Source organism: Aliiruegeria lutimaris, from assembly GCF_900099935.1.
GTDB lineage: Bacteria > Pseudomonadota > Alphaproteobacteria > Rhodobacterales > Rhodobacteraceae > Tropicimonas > Tropicimonas lutimaris.
In genome coordinates this window covers 137,164-154,575 of the sequence record NZ_FNEK01000001.1, presented here as the reverse complement: position 1 = coordinate 154,575, position 17,412 = coordinate 137,164, and the positions used below count along the sequence as shown (strand labels likewise).

Here is a 17,412-nt window from a genome sequence, read left to right as displayed (position 1 = left end):
CTTCCTCCCTTGAACTCAGTTAGATCCTTGGCCGAGCGAGACATTCTCGCCGGTCTCGGCGTCGAAAAGGTGGACATGGGACCCCGAGGGCCGCAGTCCGACGCGGTCGCCACGCGCGAAATGCGTGTCGAAGCTATCCGTGGGCACGACGGCGACGAGCTGTGCGTCGCCCAACCTGACGTGCAGGTTGATCTCGTGGCCCATGAACTCGATATGGCTGATCGTGGCGGTAAAGGCGCCGTCGGTTCCGGGGGCGACAACATGCAGCTGTTGCGGCCGGATGCCGAAGGTTACTGGCCCGTCGCCGGTGGTGATCCGGTGGGAAAGGCCATCCGTGACCTTGATAGTCTGCCCGTCCGCCGTCAGGCAGGGGATGTTCCCCTCACGGGTCAGAACGGCCGGGAAAAGGTTCATTTCCGGCATGCCGATGAAGCCCGCGACGAAGGCGTTCGCGGGGCGCTCATAGAGCGTCTCCGGATCGGCCACCTGCATGATGTAGCCGTCCTTCATGACGCAGATGCGGTCGCCCATCGTCATCGCCTCGACCTGGTCGTGGGTGACGTAGACCACCGTGGCCGGCCGCCCCTCCTGGCGCAGGCGCTGGTGCAGGTCGGTGATCCGCACGCGCATCGAGGCGCGCAGCTTGGCGTCGAGGTTGGAGAGCGGCTCGTCGAAGAGGAACACCTCGGGCTGCTTGATGAGCGCGCGGCCGAGCGCGACCCGCTGTGCCTGTCCGCCCGAGAGCTGCTTGGGGAGCCGGTCGAGCAGTTCCTCGATCTCCAGCACGCCGGAGACTTCGTTGGTCGCGGCTTCGATCTGGTCCTTGGGCGTGCGGCGCAGTTGCAGGCCGAAGCCGAGGTTCCGGCGCACCTTCATATGCGGGTAGAGAGCATAGTTCTGGAACACCATGGCGATGCCGCGCTTGCCGGGGACGAGGTCGTTGACCACTCGGTCGCCGATGCGGACCTCTCCGCCGGTGATGGTCTCCAGCCCGGCGATCATGCGAAGCGTGGTCGACTTGGCGCAGCCGGAGGGACCGACCAGTACCATGAACTCGCCTTCCTTCACGTCGAGGTCGATGCCATGGACCGCCTTGAACCCGTTGCCATAGGTCTTCACGAGCGATTTGAGTTGCAGTTCAGCCATCAGCCTTTGACTCCTCCCGACGAGATGCCCTCGATGAAGTATTTCTGGGCCATGAAGAACACGATCAGCGAAGGTGTGAGGGTGAGCACCGACATCGCCAGGATCTGGTTCCAGTTGAAGGCCTCGGTCGTGTCGATGGACAGCTTGAGCGCCAGGCTCACCGGGTAATTTTCCACCGAGGAGATGTAGATCAGCGGCCCGAGGAAGTCGTTCATCGTCCACATGAACTGGAACAGGCAGACGGAGATGATCGCGGGCGCCAGCATCGGCACGACGATGTAGATCAACGTCTGCAGCGTGCTCGCCCCGTCGACACGGGCGGCCTCTTCCATGTCGCGCGGGATGGCGCGCAGGAACTGGATCACCATGAAGACGAAGAACGCATCCCCCGCGAAGGCCGAGGGCACCCAGAGCGGCAGGAAGCTGTCGAGCCAGCCCAGTTCCCGGAACAGCAGGTATTGCGGGATGCGGGTCACCACGTTGGGCAGCAGCAGCGTCGCGATCACGGTGACAAAGAGGATCTTCTTGCCGGGAAAATCGAAGCGCGCAAATCCATAGGCCACCAACGTGCAGGAGATCGCGGTGCCGATCACCTTGGGCAGGACGATCCAGAGCGAGTTGAGGAAGAAATGCCCGAACGTGTAGGGCGTGGAGGTCTTCCAGCCATCGATATAGCCTTGGATCGTCGGCTCCTTCGGCCAGAAGCCCGCGGAGGAGAACATCTCCGCATTGGTCTTGAAGGAGGCGCCGATCATCCAGATCAGCGGGTAGATCATGATCAGCCCGACGATGACCAGCAGGCCGTAGCGCAGGGTGGCCGAGATCCGGCGCTGGCGGCGCAGCTTGACCTCGATTTCCGTGGGTGGAACCGCGGCCGCCTGAACGTTGACTTCGGAAATATGTGCCATGTCGATCAGCTCCGCTTGTCGCCGGCGTAGTAGACCCATTTCTTCGACGACCAGAAGGCGATCAGGGTCAGCACCATGATGATGGAGAAGAGCACCCAGGCGATGGCCGACGCGTAGCCCATGTCGAAGCTCTTGAAGGCCTCGTCATAGATGTAGAGCGGCAGCAGGTAGGTCGATTTCAGCGGCCCGCCCTGGGTGATGATGTAGGGTCCGTTGAACTCCTGGAAGGCCTGCACGGTCTGCATGATCAGGTTGAAGAAGATCACCGGCGTGATCAGCGGCAGCGTCACGTGGCGGAAGATGCTCCAGGGGCCGGCGCCGTCGATGGCCGCGGCCTCGTAGAGGGACTTGTCGACCGATTGCAGCGCGGCGAGGAAGATCACCATCGCCGAGCCGAACTGCCAGCAGCGCAGCAGCGTGATGGTGAAAAGCGCGTTCGCGGGTTCGCCGAACCAGTTGATCGGATCGCCGCCAAAGCCCTCGATCATCATGTTCACAAGGCCGGTATCGGCGAAGATGTAGCGCCACAGCACGGCGATGGCGATCGATCCGCCGAGGATCGAGGGCACGTAATAGGCGGTGCGGAACAGGTTGATCGCCTTCAGCCGGTAATTCAGCACCACCGCAATGAAGAGCGCGAAGGTGAGTTTCAGCGGTACGGTGGTGAAGACATAGATCAGCGTCACCTTCAGCGACTTGTCGAAGGTGCGGTCGCGGGTGAAGAGCTTCTCGTAATTCTTCGTGCCGACCCATTCGGGGCGTGAGAGCAGGTCGTAATCGGTGAAGCTCAGAAAGAACGAGGCCACGAAGGGGAAGGCGGTAAAGAGCAGCAGCCCGATCACGTAGGGCGCCACGTACCACAGCCCCAGAAACTTGCTGTCACCACCCATCAGGCCGCTCCTTTCAGTTCGTCCGGCAGCACATGTGCCGTTGCTGCCAGCATCTGTGCGAACATCTCCCGTGCCGCGCTGTCAGGCAAAGGCGCAACCAGCGGATCTTCGCGGAACAGCGGAAAGAGCGCCGCGTGATCGCATTCCAGCACGGCCCGCAGCAGCGCATCCTGCCGGGCCGCGTGGTCGCGCACCCGCGCGGCGAGCGCTTGCGACAGCCGTCCGGCGCAGATCGGTTCCACTCCGCGGCGGGAGAAGACCGCGTTGGTCTCCACGATCGTGCCTTCTGGCAGGTCGGTCATCTGGCCGCGATTGGGCAGGTTCACGTTGCCGATATGCATCTCGCCCCCCAGCAGGGCCACGATCTGCTCGATCAGCGCCTCGTCGGAACGGACGGCCTCGGGAGCGATGTCGCCTGCACGCAGTGCCTCGGCCCGTTGCTGTTTCTGCGCCCGGTCCCGGACACGGTAATCGACCGGCGTCAGGGTGAAACCCCATTGTTCCGGATCGTGCAGGTATTCGGCCACTGGCAGGAACTCGGCCAGATGCCGGTCGCCGGCGGCGGCGGGAATGCCGAAGCGGCGGAAGAGGTCGAAGGCGACGAGGTTGCGGGTGCCGAAATAGGTCGCGTAATCGGCGTCCTTGCCGGGTTCGGTCTGCGCCCAGCCGCTTTGCATATGCGCCCGGACGAACTCCTCGTAGGTCGGCATCATGTCCCGGCCATCCAGCAAGATCCGGTTCACGAAGGTGAAATGGTTTATCCCGAGCACGTTCACTTCGACATCGCGGTGGCCGTAGCGCTCCGCGCCCGCTTGCGTGTTGGCGATATGGGCGACCTGCCGGCGGATCTTGGTGACCTCGTGGCATTCGCCCCAGGCCCGGATATCCGGAAAGACCGCGTGCAGGGTGCCGGTCAGCACGCTCATCGGGTTGGTCAGGTTGCAGACGAAGGCGTTCGGGGCATGCGCGCGGATGGCGCGGGCAATCTCGGCCAGCATCGGGATCGCGCGCAGTGCGCGCACGAAGCCGCCCGGTCCGACCGTGTCTCCCACCGCCTGCGGGATGCCGAAAGCGGCGGGGATGGCGATGTCCTGAGCCATGTCCTCGAAACTGCCGGGCAGGATCGAGATCACGACGACATCGGCCCCCTCCAGAGCCTCGGCAAGGCTCTCGCAGGCGGTGTAGGTCGCGGCGCGGCCACGGGAGGCTGCCGCGTGGCGCGACCCTATCTCGGCGTTCCGGCAGGCCGCCGCATGGTCTATGTCGTAGAGCCGGACCTCGGCGGCGAGTTGCCTGTCATGGGCGAGGTCTGCCATGAGCCCTGTCGCCCAGTTGAGCGAGCCACCGCCGACAAAGGCAATGCTTACAGGAATTTTCTGATCGGAATCGTCCATTTAACTGGTGGCCGACGTTCCGACCTTTGGCCAGAACCCCGTCCTCTCCTCCTGTTTGCATGCGAATGCCCCTTCCTCAAGGCGTTTCGCACCGTTCCTGGAAAACTACTATGCTAGTTTTGAGTTCGGAATGGTGCTAATCTGACAAAAGGATGGATAAAATCGAACATTCGCCTTTGAGCCATATCCCCGTGGGCTCTCTGTCGCTCCGCCTGGCGCGCTCCACCATCCGGATGCAGCATGATGCGGGCTGGAAAATCGACAAGCTCAACCCGGTGCATGACCTGATCATCTGCCTGTCCGGCCAGATCAGCTACCAGGTGGGCAATGCGGCCGAACCGGTGCTGCTCACCCCCGGCGACGGGATGCTTATCCCGGCGCTGACGCGGTTTCGCGGCGTGAATGCGGGCGACGGGCCCATCGTCGGGATCGCGCAGCATTTCACGCTGGAATTCTTCCGCCAGGGCGACCTGATCCGGCAGATGGCCCTGCGACCGGTCGTCCGGATGCCGGACTGGGAGGTGCTGGAGCCGCTGATCCGGCATTTCAGGGAGAATGCACCGAGGGACCGGACAACGCTTGCCCAGCACCACCAGTTCATGGTGCTGTTGCTGGCCTATCTCGAAGAGGCGTTCGTGGAATGGCAGGTGGAGCGGTCCGTTCCGGAGAGCAAGGACCACCTGTCGATGCAGATCATGCTCGTTGCCTCGCGGCTCTCCGCCGATCCGTTGGGTGCCGGCGTCGAGGAGGCACTCGCGGCGGTGCCGTATAACGGAGACTACTTCCGACGCGCCTTCAAGGAGCGGATCGGGCTGACACCTCAGAAATACCGCGAGCTGAAGCGCATGGAATTCGCCGCAAACCGCCTGGGGCAGGGGCTCTCGGTCAAACTGGTCGCGGCGGAGCTTGGCTATGCGGATCCCTATTTCTTCAGCCGCATGTTCAAACGCTATCTCGGCGCAAGCCCATCGACCTATCGCGGCCGGCCTTCCCGCGATGGGGAGGGGTGAAACACGCAAGGACCCGGGTGTTAGTTCTGGCGGGTTCCGGTTCGGATGGTTGCGGTTGAAGCGTGTTCCGAATGGTTTTTTCGAGGTAATCATAATGAAAGTACAATTCGCATCCGGGCTTTGGCTCGTATTGGGGTGCTCGCTGTCCGTTTGCTCCGCTCAGGCGCAGTCGGAAGACATGGGGACAAATGGCACGCCCAATGCCGTTCTGATCCGGGGGGCAAAAGTATTTACCGGCTGTTCGCCGGACTTGCTGGAGGGACAGGACGTGTTCATCGCGGGAAACATGATTTCCCGAATCGGACCGGATCTCGATCCGCCTGAATTCGCGACAATCATTGAAGCCGACGGACGGGTGCTTATGCCCGGACTCATCGACGCCCACTGGCATGGTGTCTTCGCGACAGCGACGATTGCCAAGCTCCTGACGACCAACGAAGGCTATTGGAATCTTCAGACGGCCGCTGCGCAGCGCGACACGCTCTATCGCGGTTTTACGACCGTGCGCGATACGGCGGGACCGATGTTCGACATCGCCCGCGCCACCGATGAGGGCCTGATTGAAGGGCCAAGGGTCTTTCCCTCGGGGCCCGCCATTTCGCAAACAGCGGGCCATATGGATTTCCGCACGACGAAGGACGTGCCTGCCACGCCGGACAAGCTGAACCCGTTCGAGACCTCCGATATGTTCTACATCGCGGATGGCATTCCCGAGGTGCTCAAGCGTGTTCGCGAAAACCTGATGCAGGGCGCGACACAGATCAAGCTGATGGCCGGTGGCGGCGTCACGTCAAGCTATGACCCGATCCACACGATTCAATACACCAAGGCCGAACTGGAAGCGGCGGTTGAGCAGGCGGAGAACTGGGGCACATACGTTCTGACCCACGCCATCAACGACGAGGCGGTGAACCATTCCATCGATGCCGGGGTGAAGAGCGTCGAGCATGGCCACATGTCGACACGCGAGACCCTTCAGCGCTTCGTTGAAGAAGACGTGTGGCTCAGCATGCAACCCTTCCTTGACGACGAGGACGCCCCGGCGCTGAACGAATTCCAGAAAGCAAAATACAAGTTCGTGACCGACGGCACCGATTTCGTGTACCGAACGGCGAAGGAGCTTGGCGTCAAGATCGCTTTTGGCACGGACACCCTGTTCAGCGCCGATCTGGCCAGCCGTCAGGGCGCGCAACTTGCCAAATTGCAGAATTGGTTCACGCCCTATGAAGCCCTGAAGATGGCTACCTGCGACAATGCCGAGTTGCTTGGGCTTTCAGGTGCCCTGACCCCTTATCCGCACGGACCGCTGGGAGTGATCGAGGAGGGGGCCTATGCGGACATGATCCTCGTCGATGGCAACCCCTTGGAGGATCTCGATCTCGTCAGCGATCCCATCGGGAATTTCGACGTCATCATGAAAGACGGTGTGATTTACAAGAACACTCTTGAATAACGGGTGATCTCGGCGGCGAAGGTTCTTGCGTCCTTGTGCCGTCATAGCCCGACGCCAACTGAAAACGGGCGCCCGGAGGGCGCCCGTTCTCGTTTGTTCGGGCTTTCCATCAAACGAAACGGTTGACGTAATTCTCCAGCCGTTCCTGACGCCCCGAGCGCGGCTCGGGGTTGATGTTCTCGGCCATCACCCGCGCGGAGATGCTCTCCAGCGTGCCATTGGCCAGCATGTCCTTGTTCGCCGCGCTGTCCCAGCCGGCGTAACGCGCGTCGCGAGCGGCTTCCAGCCCGCCATCTTCCAGCATCGCCGCCGCCGCCTTGAGGCCGCGTGCACAGACATCCATCGCGCCGACATGGCCGGCGATCAAGTCTTCGGCGTCCAGCGACTGGCGCCGCAGCTTGGCGTCGAAATTGGTGCCGCCAGTGGTGAAACCGCCCATCTTGAGAATCTCGTAATAGGCCAGCGCGACTTCCGGCACGTTGGTCGGGAACTGGTCGGTGTCCCAGCCGGACTGGTAGTCGTTCTTGTTCATGTCGATGGAGCCGAGGATGCCGAAAGCGGCGGCCATGGCCAGTTCATGCTCGAAGCTGTGCCCGGCAAGGATCGCGTGGCCCTGCTCGATATTCATCGCCACTTCGCCTTCGAGGTCGAATTCCTTGATGAAGGAATAGACCGTGTTGACGTCGTAGTCATACTGGTGCTTGGAGGGCTCCTGCGGCTTGGGCTCGATCAGGATCGTGCCCTTGAAGCCGATCTTCTTCTTGTATTCCACGACCATTTGCAGGAAGCGGCCGGCCTGGTTGCGCTCCTTCACGAGATCGGTGTTGAGCAGCGTCTCGTAGCCTTCACGCCCGCCCCAGAGCACGTAGTTCTGCCCGCCGAGCTTCATCGTGGCGTCCATGCATTCCTTTACCGTCGCCGCGCACCAGGCGAAGACATCCGGGTCCGGGTTGGTCGCGGCACCCGACATGAAGCGGCGGTGGGTGAACATGTTGGCCGTGCCCCAGAGGAGCTTCGTCTTGCTGCTCTCCATCTTGCCGGCGAAATACTCGACGATCTCGTCGAGATTGCGCTTGTACTCGGCAAAGCTCTCGCCGCCCGGGCAGACATCGGCATCGTGGAAGCAGAAGAAGGGCTGGCCAAGAATATCGAACATCTCGAAGGCCGCGTCGGCCTTGACCTTGGCCATGGCCATGCTGTCCTGCGGATACCAAGGCCGGTCGAAGGTGCGCCCGCCGAACGGGTCGCCGCCTTCCCAGGCGAAGCTGTGCCAATAGGCGACGGCAAAGCGCAGCTGGTCTTCCATCCGCTTGCCCATGACAATCTCGTCGGGGTTGTAGTGGCGGAAAGCGAGGTCGCTGTCGCTCGCGGGGTCGAATTTGACGGGGGAGATCCCGTCGAAGAAGTTTGTCATGAGAGACCTCTGAGGGCTTGGTAGGTTTCGCGATAGCGCCCGTGCGCATCGGCGAAGGATTGGGTCAGGTCCTTCACGGGCTCGACCACTTTGGATATCTCGGGGATCGAGGCGACCTCGGCGCCCGCGCCCGTCGCCGCCATCAATGCCAGCCTTGCTGCACCGAAGGCGCCGCCGAAATCGCCCGCAACCGGCACCTGCACCGGCATGTCGAGCGAAGTGGCGATGGCCTGCAGCCAGTAGACCGAGCGCGAGCCGCCGCCCACGGCGATGAGACGTTCGAACTTCGTCCCCGTGGAGGCGAGCGCGTCATAGCTGTCCCGGATTGCATGGGTGACGCCTTCGAGCACGGCCACAGCGCCGGCGGTGCGGTCGGTGGCATGTTCGAGCCCCGTGAAGGAGCCGCGGATCTGCGCGTCGTTATGCGGGGTCCGCTCGCCGCCCAGATAGGGCAGGAACATAGCCCGGCCCGGCGCCCGCAGCTCTCCCAACTCGCCGGTGAGCGAGGCGGCATCCGAGCCGACAAGGCCCGCGTACCAGTTGAGCGCATCTGTTGCCGCAAGGATCACGCCCATCTGGTGCCATGTGTCGGGCAGGGCGTGGCAGAAGGTGTGCACGGCCGTTTCCGGATCCGGCTGATAGGCATCGGAGGCGGCAAAGAGCACGCCCGAGGTGCCGAGCGAGATGAAGGCCTCGCCGGCATTGACCACGCCGACGCCGACGGCCGAGGCGGCATTATCCCCGCCGCCCCCGGCGACGACCACGCCATCGGGCAGGCCCCAGCGATCAGCCAGCTCCTTGCGCAGCTTGCCGGAGATTTCGGAGCCCTCGACAAGGCTCGGCATGTGGTCGCGCGAGAGATCGGAGCTCGCCAGGAGCGCGTCCGACCAGTCCCGCTTGCCCGTGTCCAGCCAGGAGGTGCCGGCGGCGTCCGACATCTCGGAAACCGCCTCTCCGGTGAGCCAGAGACGCAGGTAATCCTTGGGCAGCAGTACCTTGGCGATCTTCTCGAATACCGCCGGCTCGTTCTGTTGCACCCACATCACCTTTGGCGCGGTGAAGCCGGGGAACACGATATTACCGGAGACCTCGCGCCAGAGCGGGGCCGCGTCGAGCGCCGCGGCCTGCTTGTAGGAGCGGGTGTCGTTCCAGAGCATGCAGGGGCGCAGCACGTCCCCCGAGGCATCGAGCAGGGTTGCCCCGTGCATCTGGCCCGACAGTCCTATCCCCTTGACCTGGCCAAGAGAGGCCGCGGCGGCCAGCCCGTCCATGGCCGCCGAAGCGGCCGCCAGCCAATCCGCTGGCGATTGCTCCGACCACCCCGCCGCCGGTCGCGAGACCGTCAGCGGTGCGGCGGCTTCGGCGACGACCTTCTGGTCTTCGTCGATCAGGAGCGCCTTGAGACCGGAGGTCCCCAGATCCAGACCGATATACATTATTCCACTCCAGTCTCCGGGTTCTTGCCCAGAATGATCATGCCGAGGATGTCGTCCTCTGTGACCTCGTTGACGCGCACGGTGCCCACGAGTTTGCCGTTCTTCATCACCGAGGCCCGGTCGCAGAGCGCCTTCACCTGGTGGATGTCGTGGTCGATCAGCAGGATGCCGAGGCCTTGCGCCTTCAGCTCGTCGATCAGGCGGGCCACCATCGCCGTTTCCTCCACGCCGAGCGCCGCGGTGGGCTCGTCCATGATCAGGATCTTGGCGTTGAAATAGACCGCTCGGGAGATCGCCACCGACTGGCGCTGGCCGCCCGAGAGCCCCGAAACCGGCGTGTGGAAACGCTGGAAGTTGGGGTTGAGGCGGTTCATGATCTTGCGCGTCTCGGCTTCCATCTTGGCGTCGTTGACGAGGCCAAGGGGCGTGACCAGTTCGCGCCCGAGGAACAGGTTCGATGCGGCATCGAGATTGTCGGCCAGCGCGAGCGTCTGGTAGATGGTCTCGATATTGTATTTGCGCGCATCGCGCGGGTTCTCGATATGCGCCTCCTGGCCGTTGATGAGGATCTGGCCCGCATCGCGCGGATAGGCGCCCGAGAGCATCTTCATCAACACCGACTTGCCGGCGCCGTTGTGGCCGAGAATGCCGACGACCTCGCCGGGCCAGAGATTTATGGAGACGTCTTCCACGGCGTGGATACCGCCAAAGGACTTGCGCATGTTGCGCATTTCCAGAAGGGGCGTGCCGCGATCAGAGGTATCAAGTGGCATGGGTCAATCTCCCGTCCGCTTGCGATAGAGGATGTCGACATAGACGGCGAAGACCAGCACGACACCGACGACGATGTTCTGGTAGGGCGCCTCGACTCCAACCATGGCCATGCCCGATTGCAGCGACTGCATGATCAGCGCGCCGAGGATGGCGCCGTAGATCGTGCCGAAACCGCCCGAGAGGGCCGTGCCGCCGATGACGGCCGCCGCGATGACGCGAAGCTCGTCCAGCGTGCCGATATCATTGGTGTGATAGGTCAGGCGCGCGGAGGCGACGACCGCCGAGATGGCGCAGAGGAAGCCCACGATGGCAAAGATCTTGACCGTGAGGAGCTTGGTGTCGATGCCCGAGAGCTGTGCCGCTTCGGGGTTGCCGCCAGTAGCGAAAATATAACGGCCGAGCCGGGTCCGCTGGGCGATGATGGTCATGACGAGCGCCACGACGATCAGGATCAGCACCGAGTAGGGGACGCCGTAAACCTCGGTATAGCCCTCCGGCATCTCCATGCCGGCTTCTCGAAAATCGCGAGCGAGCTTGCGGGTCGGGACCTCGTAGGAGTTGAGGATCCAGACGAAGCCGAGAATGGTGGCAGCGACGATGCCGCCAATGGTCATTTCGGCCCAGACAGGCTTGATCGGGAAACCATGGGCGAGCTTGGAGCGGCGCGCGTTCCAGAGCATGTAGAGCGCGAAGCCGGTGGCGAGGATGCCGAGAATCCAGCTTGCCGAAGCGCCGAGCGTGCCCGAGATCCCGCCGAGCTTCAGGAAGTTGGGATCGAGGGGGCCGAGCGTCTGGCCGCTGGACAGGTGCCAGGCGACGTTACGCCAGACGAAGAGCCCGCCCAGCGTGACGATGAAGGCCGGGATGGTCAGATAACCGATCAGCCAGCCGTGGAAGGCGCCTATGGCGGTTCCGACGATCACGCCGACAAGGATCGCGACCGGCGCGATGATGGATGCACCAAGCTCGACGCCCAACATGTTCGGAAGCCAGTTGGTCATGGTCATGCCCATGAAGGCCGAGCAGGTGGCCAGCAGGGCGCCGACGCTGAGGTCGATATGGCGGGTAACGATGACGAAGACCATGCCGGTTGCCATGATGGCGACGGAGACGGTCTGAATGGTCAGGTTGAAGATGTTGCGGGGGGTCAGGAACCGGCCGCCCGTCCAGACATCGAAAACGATACAAATGACGACAAAGGCCCCGATCATGCCAAGCAGGCGGGTGTCGATTTCAAGTGTGTCGAGGATGTTCCGGCGGTGCTGCGGCAGGTCGCGGGGGGCGTTCTGTTCAGCCATGATTGGCGCTCTCCGGGGTGCGCGTTCAGAGTGCCCCCGCCTTGCTGGCGGGGGCTGATTGGTCTTGATGAGTGAAGGTGGCCTTAGTTACAGGGGGCCGGGCCGCCCTCGACGCCCTGGCAGAGGGTCTCGACAGAGATCCAGCCAGCATCGGTCACAGCGGTCAGGTTCTCGGCCGTCACCGGGATCGGCTCCAGGAACTTGGCGGTCATCGTGGTGCCGGAGGGTGAGGTCCACTCGATCGCACCGTCGATATCGGCCATGGCGGTTCCACCGGCCATCGCAACGGCGATTTCCGCCGCGGCCTTGCCGAGATCACGCGCGTCTTTCCAGACCGAAACCGTCTGCGTGCCCTTGGCGACGCGGTTCAGCGCGGCATGGTCGCCGTCCTGGCCGGAGACCGGGATCCCTTCCATGCCCTGCGCGGTCAGCGCGGCGACGACGCCACCGGCGGTGCCGTCATTGGAGGCCACGACAGCGTCGACCTTGTTGTCATTCGCGGTCAGGATCTGTTCCATGTTCCGCTGCGCGTTGGCCGGCAGCCAGCCGTCGGTATAGGCTTCGCCGACGATGGTGATGTCACCGCTATCCACGGCTGCCTGTATGATCTCCTGTTGACCGCCACGCAGGAAGTCTGCGTTCGGGTCGGTGGGCGAACCCTTGATCATCACGTAGTTGCCCTTGGGCTGGGCGGCGAAAACGGCGCGGGCCTGCATCCGGCCGACCTCGACGTTGTCGAAGGTCAGGTAGAAGGCGCGCGGGTCTTCGATCAGGCGGTCATAGGCCACGACCGGCACGCCTTCGTCGGCGGCCATCTGCACGGCGGGAATGACGGCTTCGGTGTCCTGAGCGAGCACGATCAGGGCATCCACGCCCTGGGCCATGAGCGCTTCGATATCCGAAAGCTGTTTGGACGAGGACGACTGGGCGTCGGCCGAAACATAGGTGGCGCCGGCGGCTTCAAGAGCGGCGACCATGGCGGCCTCGTCGGTTTTCCAACGCTCCTCCTGGAAGTTGGACCAGGAAACGCCGACCGTCAGGTCTTGCGCGAGTGCGGTCGTGGTAAAAGCGGTCGTCAGTGCGGCAGCCGCAATGAAAAGGTTACGCATGAATTCCTCCCGAATTTTTTGCCCTGCGTTTGGGCGGAGGGCCCTGTGGACCACTCCGAACAAACAATCCCCTTATTTATTTTATTTGTCAAAATAAAAATTGACTGGAATCCCGATAAGTGGGCAAATGACTGCCGTGAACTAGCGTAATATGTGTGTATGTGGTCACAAATTCTGCAATGCAGAAACAAATTTGTTGGTTTGGTGAAGGAAATAGCCTGATGAGCGCACGCGATCCGGATCTTTCGGCCCAACCTCTGCCCGGTTGCGGTCCGATTCTGCCGCCACATGGCACGACCGCGCCGCCGTTGCGCCAGCAGGTCTTCGAAGCCGTGCGCTCACATGGCCAAATGTCGCGAATCGATGTCGCCAAGCATCTCGATGTCAGCCCCGCCTCGGTCAGCACGCTGGTCTCCGACCTGATAAATGCCGGCTTGCTCTGCGAGGTCGAGGCGCCGCGCGAACCCGGAGGACGCGGCCGCCCCCCGGTGGCGCTGGCCGTCCGGCCCGAGGCCGCCTTTGTCGCCGGCATCAAGCTCAGCGACGTCTTCCATACAGGTGTGATCATCGACTTCGCCGGCCAAGTGGTGGCGGAGGCCAGGCTGCACCGGCAAAGCCTGCGCAGCGAATTCGACCTGCTGGTGGAGGAGGCGGAGGAACTGCTCACGCGCATGCTGGTCGAGGCCGGCATGGAGCGCTCGCAGCTCTCCGCGATCGGGTTGGGCGTTCCCGGCATTGTCGATCACCCGCGCGGGGTGGCGCTCTGGTCGCCGATCATTCGCGGCACCGAACTGCCCATCGCGGAGCGCATGACCGAGCGGCTCGGCGTGCCGGTCCAGGTGGACAATGACGCCAACATGGTGACGCTTGCGGAGCTCTGGTACGGCGGCGGGCGGCGGCTTGCGGATTTCGCCGTGGTTACGCTGGAATACGGTGTCGGCATGGGCCTGGTCATCGATCACAAGCTTTATCGCGGTGCCCATTCGGTCGGCATGGAGCTGGGCCATATCAAGGTGCAGCTCGACGGCGCGCTCTGCCGTTGCGGTCAGCGCGGCTGCTTGGAAGCCTATGTTTCCGATTACGCGCTGGTGCGCGAAGCCTCTGTCGCGCTGGACCTGCACCGGACCTCCTCGGATTCCGCGCAAGTCATCCTCGAAAGCCTCTACGATCAGGCCAAGGCCGGCAACGAGGCCGCGCGTACCATCTTCCGTCGCGCCGGCCGCTTCCTCGCAGCGGGGCTGGCGAATGTGGTGAACCTGTTCGACCCGTCGCTGGTGATCCTCTCCGGCGCGCGGATGAAATACGACTATCTCTATGCCGAAGAGGTGTTGACGGAAGCGCGCGCCATGACGCTCAACAAGGCCCGCACGCTGCCGCGCATGGAAACCAACGCCTGGGGGGATCTCGTCTGGGCCCGTGGCGCGGCGACCCTCGCGCTGGCGGCTGTCACGGAGAAACGGGCAGGGGAGTCGGGCGGATGAACTGGATTGTGCTTTTTGCGCTGACGGTGGCCATGCCCGCCGCGGCGAGCGAGGTGCGTTTTCTCGATGAGCGCGCGGGCCTGCCGGTCGAGCATGTCTATTCCGGCGGCTGGGAACATTTCGTCGGCGGTGGCGTGGCGGTCTTCGACTGCAACGGCGACCGCCGTCCCGAGATATTCGCCGCCGGTGGCAGCGCGCCCGCGCGGCTTTTCATCAACCGGACCGCAGCGCCCGGCGACGCCTTCGCCTTCGATCTCGGCGCGGAGATCCCCGAGATGACCGGCGTGACCGGCGCCTACCCGCTCGATATCAACAGTGACGGCCTGCTCGATCTCGCGGTCCTGCGGGTCGGGCCGAACAAGCTCCTGCTGGGGCAGGGCGCATGCCGTTTCGAGGATGCCGGCGACAGGCTCGGGTTCCACGCGGGCGACAAGTGGTCCACCGCCTTCTCCGCGACCTGGGAGCCTGGCAATCGCTACCCGACCCTCGCCATCGGCAATTACGTCGACCGGACCGACCCGGAAGGCCCCTTCGAGGCCTGCGACACGAACGAGCTGCACCGCCCAGATGGCGACGGATATGGCGAGGCGTTGGTTCTGGAGCCTGGCTTCTGCGCCCTCTCGATGCTGTTTTCCGACTGGACCCGTTCGGGCCGTGCGGATCTGCGGGTCTCGAATGACCGGCATTATTACGTGCGCGCGGGCGAGGAACAGATGTGGCGCATGGAAACCGTGCCGCGCCTGCTCGGCGAGGAGGATGGCTGGAAGCGGATTTCGATCTGGGGCATGGGGATCGCCAGTCGGGATATCTCCGGCGACGGCCGCCCCGATCTGGTGCTGACCTCCATGGCCGACCAGCTGACGCTGCTGTCGGACGGAGAGTCCGGCTATGTTCAGGCGCCGTTCTCCATCGGAACCTTCGCCCAGCGGCCACATATCGGCGAGGATGGCCGCCCCTCCACCGGCTGGACGGCACAATTTGGCGATGTGAACAATGACGGGCGCGATGACCTCTTCATCGCCAAGGGCAATGTCGACCAGATGCCCACCAATGCGATCAACGACCCGAACAACCTGCTGATCCAGCAGGAGGATGGGACATTCGTCGAATCCTCCGTTTCGGCCGGAATCGCCACCACGGACCGCTCCCGCGGCGCCGCGCTGGCGGATTTTGATGGGGATGGGCTGCTGGACCTGGTGGTCGTGAACCGCCGCGCCCCCTTGGAACTCTATCGCAATGCTACCCAGGGCACGGGAAACTGGCTCGGCCTACAGCCACGACAGGAAGGTGTGAACGGCTTTGCTATCGGCGCCTGGATCGAACTGCGATGGCCGGACGGGCGTATCACCGCGCGCGAGATCACCTCTGGCGGCGGTCATGTCTCGGGCCGAAACCTGCCCGAGCATTTCGGGCTGGGCGGGGTCGAAACGGTCGAGCTTCGCGTGATCTGGCCGTCAGGTCAGCAAAGTGACTGGATGCAGGCCGGAGCCGGGCAGAGCTACGAAATCTGGCGGCTGGATGGCGGGGCAACGGAATTGCGCCCTGTGGATTGAAGCATCCGGAGGTGCGCTTTGCGTGAACGACCCTTCGGATCGTGCCTCTGTCGGAGTAACTTTGCCTAGAGGAATTGTGAAGCTGTCCTTTCATATTGGCAGGCATCCTCCGGGGGAAGCGCTCGATTGAGTGCGTGCGGGCAGCGCCTCCATCTTGCGCTCAAATGGGGCGCTACCTGTCCACCGGCAACCCGCTCGGAACGCTGTCTGGAATGCCAAGCCGTCCCTCGGCGCCATTCGCCCCGGTCAGGCTGTCGAGAAACGCCACCAACGCGGAAATCTCTTCTTCCGACAGCGAAACGGTCGCCTTCTCCGCGGCTTGCGCGATCCGTTCCGCCTCGGCGCCGTCATCCAGCGCCGCCCAGATTTCCTTGCCCTCGAAATCATGCAGAATCGGCTGTGCCCGGTCGAATTCAGCAAGCCCGGCGACCGGATCGAGGTGGTAGGCGACGAAAGCCGGGAGGTCGCGGTGCGAGCCGGTATGCCCATAAGGCGCTGTCAGGGCGACATTGCGCAGGCTGGGTGTCAGGAAGGCGTAGAGGTCGGCCTCTTGCCCGGTCACCCGGAAACGTCCCTCGTCGCGGGAATGGCTCTCGAACCGTTCCGCCTTGCCGGGGCCGAATTGCGGAACCGCCATGGCGTGAAACGCATGGTCGGTCTGGAAAGGGCCGGAGTGACAGTCGTTGCAGCCGGCCTTGCCATAGAACAGCTCCATGCCGTGCAGCGCCGCGCCCTCCAGCGGTGCCTCGCCCCGCAGGTGGCGGTCGAAAGCGCTGTCATCAGAGCGCCATTCCCAGTTGATGAACTCGGCAATCGCGTTAGAGATATCCGTGAAGCTGATCGGCCGACCGGCGGCGACTTCCGGCAAGGCTGCCTCGAAGGCCGCCCGGTATTCCGGAATGGCTCGCACCCGCTGCGCGATCAGGTCCCAGGCGCCATTCTCGCCCGTGAGCCGTCCAGAGCGCACCGCCTTGGAGATCTCGTTCTCGCTGTAATGGCCGGCCATCTCGTCCTGGCTCAGCACCGGGAACATGGTCTGGGCCGAGAGCACGCCGGTAAACCCCTGCACCATCTCCTGGTCCAGCGGCGTGCGCAGCCCGTTGGGTTGGGACGGGTCGGCCTGGATGCGGCCATCGTGGAAGAGCGTGGTGAATTCCATCGCGCCGAGATTGAACATGGCCGGTGCATTCCGTGGAATGCGTTGCTCGGGCATGTTCGCCGGGTCTGGCACGCGCTCCGGACCGAGCCCGTTAGCGCCTTCGCCGAGCGAAAGCGACATCCCGTCCGACGTGCCGAATTTCGGGTGATGGCAGGTGCCGCAGGAGATGTTGCGATTACCCGACAGGATCGGATCCCAGAACAGGAGGCGGCCGACCTCGACCATCGCGGGCGAGGTCGCGGCAAACATGTCGTCGGTGACGGCAGGCGGCAGTTCTCCGGACAACGCGGGCGTGGCGAGGAACGCGGTGAAGGCGAGGGGCAAAAAGCGGGTCATCTGGGCTTGCCTGACTTGAGAGGGCGTTTGTCACAGTTATGCCGGCGAAAC

14 protein-coding genes are annotated in these 17,412 nt (G+C 63.5%); 4 read left to right on the top strand and 10 right to left on the bottom strand.

What is annotated here, in order from left to right:
- Positions 1 to 15: 15 nt before the first annotated feature.
- From BLR85_RS00785 to BLR85_RS00770, 4 genes are read right to left on the bottom strand one after another with little or no spacing between them, the layout of a single operon-like run.
- The gene (locus tag BLR85_RS00785; protein ID WP_093147474.1) at positions 16 to 1,146 is read right to left on the bottom strand and encodes an ABC transporter ATP-binding protein; all 1,131 of its coding nucleotides are present in this window, start codon (positions 1,144 to 1,146) and stop codon (positions 16 to 18) included.
- Complete coding sequence (locus BLR85_RS00780) at positions 1,146 to 2,054, bottom strand: carbohydrate ABC transporter permease (protein WP_093147470.1); 909 nt, start codon at positions 2,052 to 2,054, stop codon at positions 1,146 to 1,148. Before BLR85_RS00780 ends, BLR85_RS00785 begins: the two co-directional genes overlap by 1 nt.
- Before the next feature lie 5 nt (positions 2,055 to 2,059).
- Complete coding sequence (locus BLR85_RS00775) at positions 2,060 to 2,944, bottom strand: carbohydrate ABC transporter permease (RefSeq protein WP_093147466.1); 885 nt, start codon at positions 2,942 to 2,944, stop codon at positions 2,060 to 2,062.
- Positions 2,944 to 4,338, bottom strand: a complete 1,395-nt coding sequence (locus BLR85_RS00770) for a family 4 glycosyl hydrolase (protein ID WP_093147463.1) — start codon at positions 4,336 to 4,338, stop codon at positions 2,944 to 2,946. The genes BLR85_RS00775 and BLR85_RS00770 overlap by 1 nt, the downstream gene beginning before the upstream one ends.
- 152 nt (positions 4,339 to 4,490) lie before the next feature.
- Here BLR85_RS00770 and BLR85_RS00765 point away from each other — a divergent pair, with 152 nt between their 5' ends.
- Together BLR85_RS00765 and BLR85_RS00760 are read left to right on the top strand one after the other, a co-directional pair.
- Complete coding sequence (locus tag BLR85_RS00765) at positions 4,491 to 5,348, top strand: helix-turn-helix domain-containing protein (RefSeq protein WP_093147460.1); 858 nt, start codon at positions 4,491 to 4,493, stop codon at positions 5,346 to 5,348.
- A gap of 94 nt (positions 5,349 to 5,442) precedes the next feature.
- Positions 5,443 to 6,801: a metal-dependent hydrolase family protein gene (locus tag BLR85_RS00760; RefSeq protein WP_212635002.1), complete on the top strand. Its 1,359-nt coding sequence runs from the start codon at positions 5,443 to 5,445 to the stop codon at positions 6,799 to 6,801.
- 109 nt (positions 6,802 to 6,910) lie between these two features.
- Here the strand turns inward: BLR85_RS00760 and xylA are convergent, their stop codons facing one another.
- From xylA to xylF, 5 genes are all read right to left on the bottom strand, one after another.
- Complete coding sequence (gene xylA / locus BLR85_RS00755; RefSeq protein WP_093147452.1) at positions 6,911 to 8,215, bottom strand: xylose isomerase; 1,305 nt, start codon at positions 8,213 to 8,215, stop codon at positions 6,911 to 6,913.
- Complete coding sequence (gene xylB, locus BLR85_RS00750) at positions 8,212 to 9,651, bottom strand: xylulokinase (protein ID WP_093147447.1); 1,440 nt, start codon at positions 9,649 to 9,651, stop codon at positions 8,212 to 8,214. Before xylB ends, xylA begins: the two co-directional genes overlap by 4 nt.
- Positions 9,651 to 10,424: an ATP-binding cassette domain-containing protein gene (locus tag BLR85_RS00745; protein ID WP_093147443.1), complete on the bottom strand. Its 774-nt coding sequence runs from the start codon at positions 10,422 to 10,424 to the stop codon at positions 9,651 to 9,653. Before BLR85_RS00745 ends, xylB begins: the two co-directional genes overlap by 1 nt.
- 3 nt (positions 10,425 to 10,427) lie before the next feature.
- Complete coding sequence (locus BLR85_RS00740) at positions 10,428 to 11,723, bottom strand: sugar ABC transporter permease (RefSeq protein WP_093147439.1); 1,296 nt, start codon at positions 11,721 to 11,723, stop codon at positions 10,428 to 10,430.
- Positions 11,724 to 11,806: 83 nt separating this feature from the next.
- A complete protein-coding gene (gene xylF, locus BLR85_RS00735; protein ID WP_093147435.1) occupies positions 11,807 to 12,832 on the bottom strand; it encodes a D-xylose ABC transporter substrate-binding protein in 1,026 nt (341 codons plus the stop codon).
- Positions 12,833 to 13,053: 221 nt separating this feature from the next.
- Between xylF and BLR85_RS00730 the strand changes: the two genes are divergently transcribed.
- Both BLR85_RS00730 and BLR85_RS00725 read left to right on the top strand, forming a co-directional pair.
- Positions 13,054 to 14,313: an ROK family transcriptional regulator gene (locus tag BLR85_RS00730; RefSeq protein ID WP_093147432.1), complete on the top strand. Its 1,260-nt coding sequence runs from the start codon at positions 13,054 to 13,056 to the stop codon at positions 14,311 to 14,313.
- A complete protein-coding gene (locus tag BLR85_RS00725) occupies positions 14,310 to 15,866 on the top strand; it encodes a CRTAC1 family protein (RefSeq protein WP_093147428.1) in 1,557 nt (518 codons plus the stop codon). Before BLR85_RS00730 ends, BLR85_RS00725 begins: the two co-directional genes overlap by 4 nt.
- Before the next feature lie 172 nt (positions 15,867 to 16,038).
- On the opposite strand, the gene BLR85_RS00720 is transcribed toward BLR85_RS00725, so the two are convergent.
- A complete protein-coding gene (locus BLR85_RS00720; RefSeq protein WP_093147424.1) occupies positions 16,039 to 17,361 on the bottom strand; it encodes a cytochrome-c peroxidase in 1,323 nt (440 codons plus the stop codon).
- Positions 17,362 to 17,412: the final 51 nt, after the last annotated feature.

Coding starts and splice junctions, on each gene's coding strand:
- BLR85_RS00785 (WP_093147474.1), bottom strand. CDS start 1,146: ATGGCTGAACTGCAACTCAAATCGCTCGTGAAGACCTATGGCAACGGG.
- BLR85_RS00780 (WP_093147470.1), bottom strand. CDS start 2,054: ATGGCACATATTTCCGAAGTCAACGTTCAGGCGGCCGCGGTTCCACCC.
- BLR85_RS00775 (WP_093147466.1), bottom strand. CDS start 2,944: ATGGGTGGTGACAGCAAGTTTCTGGGGCTGTGGTACGTGGCGCCCTAC.
- BLR85_RS00770 (WP_093147463.1), bottom strand. CDS start 4,338: ATGGACGATTCCGATCAGAAAATTCCTGTAAGCATTGCCTTTGTCGGC.
- BLR85_RS00765 (WP_093147460.1), top strand. CDS start 4,491: ATGGATAAAATCGAACATTCGCCTTTGAGCCATATCCCCGTGGGCTCT.
- BLR85_RS00760 (WP_212635002.1), top strand. CDS start 5,443: ATGAAAGTACAATTCGCATCCGGGCTTTGGCTCGTATTGGGGTGCTCG.
- xylA (WP_093147452.1), bottom strand. CDS start 8,215: ATGACAAACTTCTTCGACGGGATCTCCCCCGTCAAATTCGACCCCGCG.
- xylB (WP_093147447.1), bottom strand. CDS start 9,651: ATGTATATCGGTCTGGATCTGGGGACCTCCGGTCTCAAGGCGCTCCTG.
- BLR85_RS00745 (WP_093147443.1), bottom strand. CDS start 10,424: ATGCCACTTGATACCTCTGATCGCGGCACGCCCCTTCTGGAAATGCGC.
- BLR85_RS00740 (WP_093147439.1), bottom strand. CDS start 11,723: ATGGCTGAACAGAACGCCCCCCGCGACCTGCCGCAGCACCGCCGGAAC.
- xylF (WP_093147435.1), bottom strand. CDS start 12,832: ATGCGTAACCTTTTCATTGCGGCTGCCGCACTGACGACCGCTTTTACC.
- BLR85_RS00730 (WP_093147432.1), top strand. CDS start 13,054: ATGAGCGCACGCGATCCGGATCTTTCGGCCCAACCTCTGCCCGGTTGC.
- BLR85_RS00725 (WP_093147428.1), top strand. CDS start 14,310: ATGAACTGGATTGTGCTTTTTGCGCTGACGGTGGCCATGCCCGCCGCG.
- BLR85_RS00720 (WP_093147424.1), bottom strand. CDS start 17,361: ATGACCCGCTTTTTGCCCCTCGCCTTCACCGCGTTCCTCGCCACGCCC.